Raw genomic sequence first — 13,340 nt, 5'->3', positions numbered from 1 at the left:
CTTAACAGTTAAAGAAGGCGGCGCAGAACACTGCGCCGCCTTTTGGTTATTGTCCTACCGGATTTGGTAAATTTGGTTCCGAGCGTTTCCCAGAGGCCGGAAACGCAATCCACTATGGGATGATACGGGTGTATTTTGTGCCTTCTAGGGTTGCGCCGATGCGCAGGCCAGATTGCCCAAAGACAGCCGCCAGAACCGGTGATGTCAGGGTGTTGGTATCGGCTGTCACGTTGTTGCCGTCGTTGCGCACGACATATTCAAGATCCGCACCAGCGGCCCAGCCAGACGACCGGCGGAAGCTGCTGAGCGCGTCCTGTGTCATGAAGAACAACACATGGGCATATTGCTGCGCGCCGATCTGCAGACCGGCATTGCCTTTTACGGTCGAATAATAGTCGACGGTCGCGCCGTTGATACGCAGCGCGCCGCGCCCATAGGCGCCACCAACAAGAAAGCCTGCTTCTGTGACCAGCGGCATGATCAGCATGCCTGTGGATTTTTCGGCCAGTGTGATGGTGTTGGGGTATTGGCTGTACATCTGGTTCAGCGTTGCATCAACGCGCGCGTCAATGGTCGCGCTGTTGGAGTTGCCAACGCCATTACCGCAGGCGGCGGTCACGCCCGCGCCGGCCAAAAGACTAAGGGTGAAACCACGGCGCGACATGCGCTCAAAAGATCTGCTGCTCATATATCCAGTTGCCTGTCCTGGTGTCCGGGGCCAAAAATGCGTTTTCGCAATACTGCAATACGATTGACTAGCCTTGAGACGGGTGACGTTGAAAAGGCCGGTTTTCCGGCTCTGCCTGTATTTATAGGGGCAATAGCTCTCGCTGTCATCACTCTGAGCAGAAATTGGCCGGGGCAATGGGCGGCATCTCGCCTTACTTCATTTCAATTATTCGTAATCAGCCCCAACCGAAGGCGCTGACTTAACGCAAAGCTGGCTCATCATGCAGGTCTATGGTCAGCGGCAGCATCGGCGAACAGGGACAGATCTGTTACCCATTGAGGATGCGGGCAGTTTCAGGCGCGAAGTAGGTCAGGATGCCGTCACAGCCGGCCCGTTTGAACGCCATCAGGCTTTCGAGCATCACTTTTTCGCCGTCGATCCAGCCATTTTGCGCAGCGGCCTGGATCATCGCGTATTCCCCGGAAACCTGATAGGCAAAGGTCGGCGCGCCAAAGGTGGATTTCACCCGGTAGCAGATATCGAGATAGGCAATACCCGGTTTGATCATGACCATATCGGCACCTTCTTGCAGGTCGCGCTCGATCAGTCGCATGGCCTCATCGGAATTTCCGGGATCCATCTGGTAGGTCTTCTTGTCCCCCTGCAGCGCCCCGGAGGCCCCAACGGCATCACGGAACGGGCCATAGTAGCCAGAGGCATATTTGGCCGAATAGGACAGGATCGACACATTGCGATGACCCTTGGCCTCCAGCGCTGTGCGCATTGCTCCGATACGTCCATCCATCATGTCCGAAGGGCCGATGATATCCGCGCCTGCTTCGGCCTGTGCCAGCGTCATCTTGACCAGGGCCTCGACGGTTTCGTCATTGAGGATTTCACCGTCAACGACATAGCCGTCATGACCGTTGATGTTATAGGGATCCAGCGCCACATCCGTCATCACGGCGATATCCGGCGCTACGGCCTTGATTGCGCGGATCGCGCGATTGCACAGGTTGTCGGGGTTCCAGGCTTCGGCACAGTCTTCGGTCTTGAGGGAAGCATCGGTGTAGGGAAACAGGCAGATTGCCGGGATGCCCAGAGCCTGAGCCTCAAACGCGGCTTCTGCTATCTTGTCCACTGACCTGCGCACAACACCCGGCATCGAGGCGACAGGCTCTTCGATACCTTCACCATCGCGGACAAAAACCGGCCAGATCAGATCGTCGGTGGTTAGGGTGTTTTCACGCACCAGTCCACGAATTGCCGGGCTGACCCGGGTGCGACGCAGGCGGGCGGCAGGAAAAGGAGCGACGGTGGGCTTCATGGAAAACTCATTCATTATTGTCTTGCGGTTTGAATCGCATGAAATATTGGGTGCTGGCAAGTGGCACAATCGCCGCGCTTTTTTATGCCTTGGCTATGGGGCTTGTGCGGAAAGAGCAGTCAGTTGATATAGGGTCGGTTCCGGGCAGGATTTTGTCCCCGTAGAGACGGTTTTTGCAGGAGCGGAAATAGAAGTATTGCGTGTGAGTAAAAGGCAGCCAGAATTTGACCGTGTTCCAAACTCTTAGCGAAATGATTGATATGCGGTCTTTTTCCAACCTTTGGTATTGGATCGCATTGGCCGTTTTGTGGTCCACTTTGAGTCATCGTGTTTTGGGGGTGCCCTTTGACATGGTTCACCGTGCCCGAAAGCATGGGGGGCAATCTGCCCGGGATCTGGCGGATCTGGTTCGTATCAACATCAACCGGCTTTTGTTTGTCGTGCACTCTGCCGGGGTCTGGTTGCTGGGGTTTACCTGTTTTATATTGTCCGTGCTCGCGACACTGGGTTTTGTTCTGCAGGTTGAGATTGCCCAATCGGTGTTTTTGTTGATGTTCCCTCTGGCTCTGGTCAGTTTGGTAAACCTGTACTTTGCACAGAACATTGCAGCGAATGAACCCACAGGGGAAGAGCTCTACAAAGCCATGACTGCCTGTCGCATCTGTATTCAACTGCTCGGAATGGTCTTTATCTTCGCCACGGCGATGTGGGGCATGTATCAGAACCTGAATATTGGTCCACTTGGCTAAACAAAATCTGATCTAATCTAATATAAGACCGGTGAAACGGGGCGTGCGCGCGTCAAGTGTAGTGACAGTGTTGGTCCCTGTCCCAAAAGTTCAAGAGAGAGACGCAAAATGGTGCAATCAGCAATCACTATGGGCGGGGCACCCGAAGGCTATGATGCGCGACTGATCTTGGATGAGTTGGCCAAATCCGGGCAACCCGTTCTGCATATCGCACGTGACGACAAAAGGCTGGAGGCCACCCGGGCGGCGCTGCGGTTTTTTGCGCCAGACATGCCGGTTGTCATCTTTCCGGGCTGGGACTGCCTGCCTTATGATCGGGTTTCTCCAAATGCGGATGTCTCAGCGGCGCGCATGGCCTGTCTTGCGGCTTTGGTGCATGAAATGCCAAAGCAGTACATTCTTCTCACCACGCTGAATGCTGCCAGCCAGCGGGTGCCATCACGCGCTGTCCTGCGCGAGGCAGCCTTTACCGCGCGGGTTGATCAACGGGTCGATGAAAAGGCGCTGCGCAATTTCCTTGTGCGTATGGGGTTTATCCAAAGTCCCACGGTGATGGAGCCCGGCGACTATGCCATTCGCGGCGGTATCATCGACATCTTCCCCCCCGGTGAAAGCGGGCCAGTGCGGCTGGATTTCTTTGGCGATGTGCTGGACGGCGCGCGCCGCTTTGATCCGGCCACCCAACGCACCACCGAAAAGCTGGACCTGATTGAGCTCGCGCCTGTTTCCGAAGTGATCCTGGACGAGGCCGCCATTACCCGGTTCCGCCAGAACTACCGGATCGAATTTGGCGCTGCGGGCACCGATGATCCGCTCTATGAGGCTGTGACGGCGGGGCGCAAACACCAGGGCATCGAACATTGGCTGCCGTTTTTCCATGACAGGCTTGAAACCCTGTTCGACTATCTGCCGCAAGCGACGGTGACGCTGGATGATCAGGTAATACCGGCCCGTCTGGCGCGGTGGGACAGCATCGAAGATCAATACGAGACCCGCAAGATCGCCATGAGCCAGAAGGGGCGGCTGGACACGGTCTATAAACCCACGCCTCCGGGGCTGCTTTATCTTGACGATGCCGCTTGGGAGGCCGCGCTTGGCGGTCATCGCATGATCCAGTTTCACCCGCTTGCGCAGGCATCTGGGCCGGGTGTGGTGGATGCGGGTGGCCGTATTGGCCGCAATTTTGCCCCCGAAAGGCAGCAGGAAAGCGTCAGCCTGTTTGGCGCACTGGCCGCGCATATCAAGACCCGCCTACACGAGGGGCCGGTGGTGGTTGCCTCATATTCCGAAGGCGCGCGTGAGCGTTTGACTGGCTTGATCGAAGACGAAGGCCTGGCGGAGGTGATTCCGGTGATGGATGGCACCCGGATCGGAAAATCCGGGCTACATCTGGCGGTTTGGGCGCTGGAACATGGGTTTCAAACACCGCAGATGACGGTCATCTCCGAGCAGGATGTTCTGGGGGACCGGTTGATCCGCGCACCCAAGAAACGGCGCAAGGCCGAGAATTTCCTGACCGAAACGCAGTCGCTCAGCCCCGGAGCCCTTGTCGTGCATGTAGACCACGGTATTGGCCGCTATCAGGGGATGGAGGTGGTCACGGCTGCTGGCGCTGCGCACGAGTGCCTGTTGTTGGAGTACGCCGAACAATCAAAGCTGTATCTGCCGGTCGAAAACATCGAGCTGCTGTCGAAATACGGCCACGACGAAGGGCTGTTGGACCGGCTTGGCGGCGGCGCCTGGCAGGCCAAAAAGGCCAAACTCAAAGAGCGTATTCGCGAGATGGCGGATAAGCTCATCCGGATTGCCGCCGAACGCGCCCTGCGCAAGGCGCCCGTAATGGACCCGCCGCCGCATGCCTGGGAAGAATTTTCAGCCCGGTTCCCCTATCAGGAAACGGACGACCAGCTGCGCGCCATCGAAGATGTCATGGCAGACATGACTTCGGGCCAGCCGATGGACCGGCTGATCTGCGGCGATGTGGGCTTTGGCAAAACCGAGGTGGCTATGCGCGCGGCCTTTGTGGCCGCCATGTCGGGCGTACAGGTTGCTGTTGTGGCACCGACGACGTTGCTGGCGCGCCAACACGCGGCCTCCTTTGCTGAACGGTTTCGTGGGTTTCCGTTGGAAGTCAGGCAGTTGTCGCGCTTTGTTACGGCAAAAGACGCGACCAAAACACGTGAAGGCATGGCCAAGGGCACCGTTGATATTGTGATTGGCACCCATGCCTTGCTGGCAAAGAATATCCGCTTCAACAACCTTGGCCTGTTGATCATCGACGAAGAACAGCACTTTGGCGTCGGGCACAAGGAACGCCTGAAACAGATGCGCTCTGACATCCATGTGCTGACCCTCACGGCAACGCCTATTCCGCGCACGCTGCAACTAAGCCTGACCGGGGTGCGGGACCTGTCGATCATTGGCACACCGCCAGTGGATCGCCTGGCCATTCGGACCTATGTCAGCGAGTTTGACGCCGTAACCATCCGCGAAGCGCTACTGCGCGAACATTATCGCGGCGGGCAAAGCTTTTACGTGGTGCCGCGCATCTCTGATCTGCCGGAAATCGAAGAGTTCCTGAAAGCGCAACTGCCCGAGCTCACCTATGTGGTCGCCCATGGTCAGATGGCCGCCGGAGAGCTGGATGATCGGATGAATGCCTTTTACGATGGCAAATATGATGTTCTGCTTGCCACAACGATTGTGGAAAGTGGTCTGGATATTCCTACTGCCAATACAATGGTGGTGCACCGCGCCGATATGTTTGGCCTGTCGCAGCTCTATCAGATCCGGGGTCGGGTCGGACGCTCCAAAACTCGCGCCTATGCCTATCTCACTACCAAACCCCGTCAGCGCCTGACGGCCACGGCCGAAAAACGTCTACGGGTACTTGGCTCGCTCGACACGCTGGGGGCCGGGTTTACCCTTGCCAGCCAGGATCTGGACATTCGTGGTGCCGGCAACCTGCTGGGCGAAGAACAGTCCGGCCAGATGCGCGATGTCGGCTATGAGCTCTACCAATCCATGCTGGAAGAGGCGATTGCCAAGATCCGCTCTGGTGAGCTGGAAGGGTTGAGCGACGCCGACGAACAATGGGCACCGCAGATCAATCTGGGCGTGCCGGTCCTGATCCCAGAGGCCTATGTGCCGGATCTGGACGTGCGTCTGGGGCTTTACCGCCGCCTTTCGTCCCTGACCACCAAGGTGGAACTCGAAGGCTTTGCTGCCGAGCTGATCGACCGATTTGGGAAATTGCCCAAAGAGGTCAATACCTTGATGCTGGTTGTTCGGATCAAGGCGATGTGCAAGCGGGCCGGAATTGCCAAGCTCGACGCTGGGCCAAAGGGCGCGACAATTCAGTTTCACAACGACAAGTTCGCGTCACCGCAGGGCCTTGTTGAATTCATTCAGGGGCAGAATGGTCTGGCCAAGGTCAAGGACAACAAGATCGTTGTAAGGCGCGACTGGAAGAAAGACAGCGACAAGATCAAAGGCGCCTTTGCCATCGCACGTGATCTGGCGGAGCGGCTGATTGCCGAAAGGAAGAAGGCGAAGGCCAAGGCAAAATAGCCTGGCCTTCCCTTTGGGCTGTTCAGCTGCAACAGCTCTTTGGCGGTGTGTCTTTGGCCATGGCTGCCTGATTCATTGCCATCTGGGCACAGCCGCAGGAGGCAAAAACACCATCGGACCGAGCCTGTGCCAGATCGAGTTTTTGCTTGATGTGATGGATCTCGACGGTTTCGCCGCGTACAGCAAGACAGTCGTATAAGCCCTTAAGGCTCCAGACATTATCAGGATGGACAGAGGCCCGTGACAGGGTGTCGTCAAGACCAAGATCAGCGCGATAGCAGGCCTCGGCCTCTGCGATGTACCCCTGTTCGAACAGTAGCGCCCCGAGCGCATGGCGTGTCGGCTGCATCCAGCCCCATGGCTCGTCATAGGGCAGGTTGTCGTCCAGCATCACTGAGCGGCGCAGATGCACAAAGGCTAGCTCATAATTTCCTGCGCGGTACTCGATCTCACCGCGCAGCATTTCACGCGCGATTTCAAGCAGATCCACCACGCGATTATTGTGCATCAGGCGGCTTTCGGGCACCCGTTCCAGTGCGGCAAGGAACAGTTTTTCTTCGTCTTCAGCGGTTTCTACAGCGCCTGTCGCCGCATGGCCTATGGCACGGGCATAATGGGTGGTAGCAGTGAGCGTACAATAGAGACCCTGATCTTCTGGTAGCTCCAGTGCGATACACTCCTCCCAGCGGCCAAAGCGGATCAGGATATGCGGGTGCATCGCCATATAGGATTCAAAGTAGTCCGCCATCGGCGGGCTTTCGATCCTGAGCATCTCTTCGGGGGTTGTGTCCCACAGGCCCTGATTGGCCCGCAGGGCAGGTTCAATTTGTCCAAGGAAAAGGGCGCCATAGATGACGAAGTGATAGTCATGCTGGCGATAGCCCGTGTAGATGTTAAAGGCGCCTTCGCGCTGGTAATACTTCAGATCCGCGGTGATTGCTTCTTGGTTCCACAGCACCACATCGTGGTAATTGCCACAGAGCACATCAATATGAGTGGGCATATGCACCAGATGGCCGGCATCGGGCACCAACCTGCGCAACACATCCGCCGCCTTCAGGGCCTTTTCCGGGGTAGGCGACATCTCCATCAGATGCACATAAAGATGCAGCAGGCCGGGATGCGCCATCGCGCCGGGGGCGTGGTTCATCGCATCTTCTAGTAGTGTCTGCGCCTCATGGGTGGCCGCGCCCTTTGCGGGTTGGCCGGTTTTCAAATCCCACATTTTCCAGGGTGTAAGGTTCAGCAGGCTTTCAGCATAGATCGTTCGCAGATCCAGATGGTCCGGGCAGGCAGCATATGCCGCGCGCATGGCATCGGCAAACCCGTGGTCCCAGGCCTGCATGTCGTCACTGAGGCCGCGCTGCGGATAACGTGACTGCAGCGCCTTGATCAGCTGTGTTTCGACTTCGGTGCAGCCCGCACAATGGTCCAGCGCGGCCTGGGCGGCATCATAGGCCTGTGCCAGCGCCTCGGCGCGGCCGGCTTGATCATGCAGCTCCCAAGGCATGTTGTAGTTTGGACCGGCCGCATAGGAGAGACCCCAATGGGCCATGGCACAGGCCGGGTCGTGGGTCAGAGCGGTTTTGAAACAGGCGATGGCTTCTTGATGATTGTAGCCATAGGTCCAGATCAGACCCCGATCGAACCAGCGCTGAGCCACGGCGGATGCGGTGGTGATAGGGCAGGAATAGCTGCCTAGATCATAGGGGTAATCCATGAAAAAACCTCTCCAAATATCTGGAGAGGTTAGAAGTTTCAAACAGCGCCAGCAAGCGGTCTATGGCTGTGGTCTATTCTGATGCATTGCGCGCCTCAACGCGCCCCATGTGCAGCATCAAGGCAAAGCTGAGACAGGCCATGATCAAAATACCAAGAGTGACGGGCAGCAAAGAGCCATCGAACAAAAGCCCGATCGGGGCGGCAATGGCAGCAGCCAGAACCGTCGCAATCGCCCCGATGACAGAGGCCGCCATGCCGGCAATATGGCCCATCGGCTCCATAGCTATGGCGTTAAGATTGCCCATGGTGGTCCCGGCCATGAAGAACACGCTGGTCTGCCATGCGACAAACAATCCAAAACCCGCTGCATTTGAAATGCTGACCATCTCCATGCCCAACATCGCAGCCGAGAAGAGGATCTGCGCCGCCAGCGACCAGGTGACCATGCGGCGCATGCCAACGCGCACCACCAGGGCCGCATTCAGCAGGCTGGCGCTGCCCGACATCAGAGCGACAAAGCCAAACCAGAATGGAAAGCTTTCACCACGACCAAAGATGATATCATAGATCGGCTGCACCATGGTCAGCATGGTGAAGAGCATGCCCATGCACAGGGTTTGCACCAGGATCGACAGGCGTACTGTCGGGTGCTGCGTCATCTCTTTTACCGCACCCATCAGCAGTGGCAGGCGAAAGGGGCGACGGTTTTCAACAGCCAGTGGTTCCGGCAGGCGTACCCCCATCCAGACCACTACGATGATGGCAAACAGTGCAAAGGCGGCAAAGATTCCGCGCCAGCCGGTGATGGCAATGATGCCGGCCCCCAGCATTGGCGCAATGGCGGGCACCAGGGTAAAGATCATCATGGCAATGGACATCATCCGAGCCATTTCACGCCCTGAATACAGGTCACGCACAATCGCCAGTGCCACCACACGGGGTCCGGCAGCCCCCAACCCCATGGTGATGCGCGCGATCAGCACCAGCTCCAGCGAAGACGAGGCCCAAGCCACGGCAGCCGAGGCAATATAGAGCGCGGCTCCGGCGACAATAACCGGTTTGCGGCCAAAGGCATCCGACAGTGGTCCGGTGAAAAAGGTGCCAACGCCCATCCCGAGCACAAAGGATGTAAGGATCAATTGCGCCCGGTTGATATCATCGGGGCTGAGCTGCGCGCCGATTTCCGGCAAGGCCGGCAACATGGCGTCGATTGAAAAGGCAATGGTGGCAAACATCATTGCGACCAAAGCAACGAATTCTGGTTTTGACATGCCATGCGAGGGCGCATGCGCCGGGGCATGCTGTGGGGTCGGTGTCATTGGGATCCTCTTTCGAGACTGCGGGGGTCCTGTAATTGGATCCTTCCCGGGCCTGCTGAAACCCGCGATATCATGAATGTCAGTGTGAGGCCATGGCGCGAAATGCACAGAGTTCTGTGCATTATTGCTTGCTATGTGAAGTATTTCACACATCGCCATTTCAAGCGCGTTGCCCAGGCTTAGATGCGACGAAACCAGAGCATTTCAAATCCCGTCAGTGCTGTTGGCTCGTCTCATGCGGAGGATCGTCTTCATTGGCGATCTCTTCGTCTTCTTCATTGGGGCGTTTGCCAAGATGTGCGACCAGCCATTCTGTGTGTTCTTCGCGTTTTTGCATGTGGTACTGGGCAAACTCCCGTATCGCCAGGGCAAAAACGCCTAGCCCACCAAAGATCAAAAAGGTGGTCGCGATCTTGCCTGCGGCAGTCACGGGTACAAGTTTGCCATAGCCAACGGTGGAAATTGTAATGACGGTAAAGAAATAGGAATCAAGCCAGCCCCAGCCTTCGACGTAGTGGAAGAAGACGGTGCTCATCGCCAGAATGCCGATGAGACTGATAAAGATGGTAGAGCGTCTGAGCTGTCTCAAGTCTCGTCCTGTTCAGGCTGTTGCAACTGCTGCATGATATCTTCGATCACCTGTTTCCACATGTCTGGTTGTTGCGCGCCGGGCACTGCGTGCTGATTGGCGATGATGAAGGTCGGTACAGAGCTGACACCCATTTTGCGCGAATGCGCATCACGGTTGCGGATATCCTCGACGTCGCTTTCCCCGCTCAGCAGCTTGCGGACCACATCGGCCTCCATGCCAATTTCGCCAGCAATCTCAACCAGAACTTCGATATCGCCAATGTCGCGTGCTTTGGTAAAATAAGCGTCAAAAAGCGCGTCTACTGCCGCCGTCTGTTTGCCCTCAATGCCGGCCCAGTGGATCAGCCGGTGCGCGTCCAGCGTATTGGGGGTACGCTGCATGCCTTCGAAATCAATGCTGAGGCCAGCTTTTTCGGCGTTTTCAACCACAGGAGCATAGGCGCGAACCGCGCCGTCTTTGCCGCCAAACTTTGCTTCAAGGTATTCACGCCGCCCCATGCCTTCGCGGGGCATATCCGGGTTCAGCTGGAAAGGATGCCATTCGATGACAAAGGGGTGGTTCGGGATCTCGGCCAGGGCTTTGTCCAGGTGGGTCTTGCCGATAAAGCACCAGGGGCAGATCGGATCAGACAGGATGTCGAGTTTGACAGTTGGCAGATCGGCAGAGTTTGAAGCGGCGGGCTGAGAAAATGACATCAGTTTATCCTTTGAAATAGGCGGGCAGGGCGCGACGAAGCAGTTTTCCGTTGGCACCACTTGGCAGGGCATCAAGATGGACATAGGCGCGGGGCTGCTTGTAGCGGGCCAACCGCTCGGAGGCAAAAGCCTCCAGATCAGCTTGGTTCACCTCTTGGTGAGCCGTGTAGAAAGCGACGATGATATGGCTGTCGGTCTTGACCTCGACCGTGGCGACACCGACCTGCAAGATGTCCGGATGCGCCGAAAGCGCGGTCTCCACCTCGATCGGGGAGACGCGAAAGCCGCCGGCGTTCATCATGTCGTCAGCCCGTCCCAAATAGCTGATCTGGCCGTCGACAGCCATCGCGCCCTGATCTCCCGTCAGAAACCAGCCGTCCTGCATCCGCGCAGCGGTCTCTTGCGGTGCGTTCAGATAGCCAAGCATTAGGCCAGGATCATCAGCGGCGATGGCAATGGTGCCTTCCTCGCCCTGCGGCACCGGCCCGTCTGGGCCAAGGATCGCAATCCGGCGTCCCGGTTGCGGCTGGCCAAGAGCTTCACCGCGTGCCGGATGAGCCGGGCTGGAGGATATGAAGGTCGAGCACTCAGACATGCCATAGGCTTCATAGAGCTCGGATCCGGTGGCGCTCTCCCAGGCCCGGTGCAGGTGGCTCGATAGTTTTTCACCCGCACAAAGACCATGGCGCAGCCCCGGCAAGTCCAGGCGCGCACCAGTCTTGAGGAGCTTTCTGTAAACGCCTGGTGCGGCTGCGAAAATGCTCGCGTTATGTTCTTTTAAAAGGGCCGGGAGCGCCATCGGATCCGTGCCGGGTGCCGGGATCAGGGCAGTGGCGCCGATGGCCCAGGGATCCATCAAACCGGTGCCTAGCGTAAACGTCCAGTTGAAGGCACCTGCATGCAGCAGGCGGTCATCAGGCTTCAGGTCATACCAGCCTTTGACCATCATCTGCCGCGCCCAGATGGCGCGATGCGCATGGGCGACGGCACGGGCATTGCCGCTGGTCCCGGAGGTATAGACAGCATAGGCCAGTCGATCCGGCGCCCCCAAGGCGTAGGCGCAGGCAGGCAGTTGCCGCATGGCCTGCAGGTCCGATAGCAGGATCTGTTCGGGATGGGCGGCGCAGGCCACTTCCGGGTCGCGCAGGATGGCGGCGGGTTGCAGATCGGCGATCATTTTTGCGGTTTCGGCTTCGGTCAGCTGCGACGAGGTTGGCACCGGCACCATCCCGGCGGCGATGGCGCCCAGATAGGCAATGGGAAAATCCACCGTATTGCCAAGCCGCATCAACAGGATCTGCCCCGGTTGCAGCCCGGCCTGCAGCAGACCGGTTCCTGTGCCGCGCACCGCCTGTTCAAGCTCGGCATAGGTCCAGATTTCTGCTTGGGATCCGCCAATCACCTCCAAAGCAGGTTTCTGAGACAGATCCTTGGCTTGGCGCAGCACATGGGCCGCCAGGTTGAAGGGCGCGGGGCAGGGTGCAAAGGCACCTTGATCAAAGAGGGACAACATATCCTTTGGCTAGCCCGGCAAGTGCTGCGTTGCAAGCAGGCACAGGGCGTCATATAGAACCTTCATGACCGGAAGCGATCCAAAATCCCTGATTACCATCGCCCGCGCCAATGGCGGCGAGAGCGAGGCCGAACCCCTGGACCTGGGCGCGCGCGTGCGAGAGCTGCGCAAAGCCCGTGACTGGACCCTGGAACATGCGGCCAACCAGGCTGGTTTGGCGCGCTCTACCTTGTCGAAAATCGAGAACGGCCAAATGTCGCCGACCTACGAGGCGTTGAAGAAATTGGCGGTGGGTTTGCAGATTTCTGTGCCGCAGCTATTCACGCCGCCACAGCGTGATCAGGTCAACGGCCGTATGACCGTTACCAAGATGAACGAAGGCTCAGAACAAGCGACTGCAACCTATGAGCATGAGTTGCTGGCAGAGGGTCTGCGGCGCAAACAGATGCTGCCGTACCGTGCCCGCGTTCGGGCACGGACGATGGATGAATTCGACGGCTGGGTGCGCCATGATGGCGAAGAATTTCTGTATGTGCTGACCGGTGTGATCAAGCTCTACACGGAATTTTACGAACCTGTTGAAATGAGGCGCGGCGACAGCGCCTATTATGATGCGGCTATGGGGCACAACGTGATCTCAACTAGCCCCGAAGATGCGACCATTCTGTGGGTCACCTCATTGGCCTAGTTTTGGCCTGTAGCGTATTGATTTGAATTATTAATATGGACATAAATTGTGCCCGAAGTGTGCTGCGCGGGAGCGCACAGGCCGCGATCTATGACAAACGTGATCCCAGAGCGGTTGCATGGCGGTACAGCAGGGCGTCTCAGGTTAACTCTTTGTCCAATTCGGCGTTCAACTCTGCATGCAGGCTTTCGGTGAACAGGAAGTCGTCGATCTCCTCTCGTGCTTCGCGCAGCGTGAGGTGATGGGTCAGCGCCAGATAGGCGACAAATGCCTCGCGATCACATCCTGGATTTGGCGCTTGCGCCCGTCGCAGGTGTGGAAACCGTTGCTTGGCCCGAGGGTAGATGGCTACCCAGTCCAGCGATGTCTGAGCAGTCATCATCAGTGTTGCCCCTATCGAAACGATCATTCTCTCCGAAGGGCATTATAGCAAAAAACGGAAATAATGGAATGACGGCTTTTAGCGGCGCTGATTTGGCCCTGTTTTGATGCTGT

At 57.6% G+C, this 13,340-nt stretch carries 11 protein-coding genes; 3 read left to right on the top strand and 8 right to left on the bottom strand.

Features of this window, described 5'->3' with window-relative positions:
- Nucleotides 1-112: 112 nt before the first annotated feature.
- Complete coding sequence (locus tag PH5382_RS11450; RefSeq protein ID WP_058334517.1) at nucleotides 113-688, bottom strand: lipid-binding SYLF domain-containing protein; 576 nt, start codon at nucleotides 686-688, stop codon at nucleotides 113-115.
- A 310-nt stretch (nucleotides 689-998) separates the two neighbouring features.
- On the bottom strand, nucleotides 999-1,997 hold the full coding sequence (gene hemB, locus PH5382_RS11445) for a porphobilinogen synthase (RefSeq protein WP_058334595.1): 999 nt from the start codon (nucleotides 1,995-1,997) through the stop codon (nucleotides 999-1,001).
- A gap of 224 nt (nucleotides 1,998-2,221) precedes the next feature.
- Here hemB and PH5382_RS11440 point away from each other — a divergent pair, with 224 nt between their 5' ends.
- On the top strand, nucleotides 2,222-2,746 hold the full coding sequence (locus PH5382_RS11440) for a hypothetical protein (RefSeq protein WP_058334516.1): 525 nt from the start codon (nucleotides 2,222-2,224) through the stop codon (nucleotides 2,744-2,746).
- 108 nt (nucleotides 2,747-2,854) lie between these two features.
- Nucleotides 2,855-6,316: a transcription-repair coupling factor gene (gene mfd, locus PH5382_RS11435; RefSeq protein ID WP_058334515.1), complete on the top strand. Its 3,462-nt coding sequence runs from the start codon at nucleotides 2,855-2,857 to the stop codon at nucleotides 6,314-6,316.
- Nucleotides 6,317-6,338: 22 nt separating this feature from the next.
- Here mfd and PH5382_RS11430 read toward each other — a convergent pair whose 3' ends face one another.
- The 5 genes from PH5382_RS11430 to PH5382_RS11410 all read right to left on the bottom strand — a co-directional run bounded on the left by PH5382_RS11430 (nucleotide 6,339) and on the right by PH5382_RS11410 (nucleotide 12,157).
- Entirely contained in the window at nucleotides 6,339-8,036 is a 1,698-nt protein-coding gene (locus tag PH5382_RS11430; RefSeq protein WP_058334514.1) for a tetratricopeptide repeat protein, read from the bottom strand.
- A gap of 73 nt (nucleotides 8,037-8,109) precedes the next feature.
- A complete protein-coding gene (locus tag PH5382_RS11425; protein ID WP_231751857.1) occupies nucleotides 8,110-9,357 on the bottom strand; it encodes a multidrug effflux MFS transporter in 1,248 nt (415 codons plus the stop codon).
- Between the two features lie 214 nt (nucleotides 9,358-9,571).
- A complete protein-coding gene (locus PH5382_RS11420) occupies nucleotides 9,572-9,946 on the bottom strand; it encodes a potassium channel family protein (RefSeq protein WP_058334513.1) in 375 nt (124 codons plus the stop codon).
- Nucleotides 9,943-10,644: a DsbA family oxidoreductase gene (locus PH5382_RS11415; protein WP_058334512.1), complete on the bottom strand. Its 702-nt coding sequence runs from the start codon at nucleotides 10,642-10,644 to the stop codon at nucleotides 9,943-9,945. The genes PH5382_RS11420 and PH5382_RS11415 overlap by 4 nt, the downstream gene beginning before the upstream one ends.
- A 4-nt stretch (nucleotides 10,645-10,648) precedes the next feature.
- On the bottom strand, nucleotides 10,649-12,157 hold the full coding sequence (locus PH5382_RS11410) for a class I adenylate-forming enzyme family protein (protein ID WP_058334511.1): 1,509 nt from the start codon (nucleotides 12,155-12,157) through the stop codon (nucleotides 10,649-10,651).
- A gap of 64 nt (nucleotides 12,158-12,221) precedes the next feature.
- Between PH5382_RS11410 and PH5382_RS11405 the strand changes: the two genes are divergently transcribed.
- The gene (locus PH5382_RS11405) at nucleotides 12,222-12,845 is read left to right on the top strand and encodes a helix-turn-helix domain-containing protein (protein WP_058334510.1); all 624 of its coding nucleotides are present in this window, start codon (nucleotides 12,222-12,224) and stop codon (nucleotides 12,843-12,845) included.
- 139 nt (nucleotides 12,846-12,984) lie between these two features.
- Here PH5382_RS11405 and PH5382_RS11400 read toward each other — a convergent pair whose 3' ends face one another.
- A complete protein-coding gene (locus PH5382_RS11400; protein ID WP_306341246.1) occupies nucleotides 12,985-13,254 on the bottom strand; it encodes a hypothetical protein in 270 nt (89 codons plus the stop codon).
- Nucleotides 13,255-13,340: the final 86 nt, after the last annotated feature.

The organism is Phaeobacter sp. CECT 5382 (genome assembly GCF_001457775.1).
Lineage (GTDB): Bacteria > Pseudomonadota > Alphaproteobacteria > Rhodobacterales > Rhodobacteraceae > Pseudophaeobacter.
Note: the sequence above shows the minus strand (reverse complement) of the source record. Positions and strands in the feature narration are given on the sequence as shown.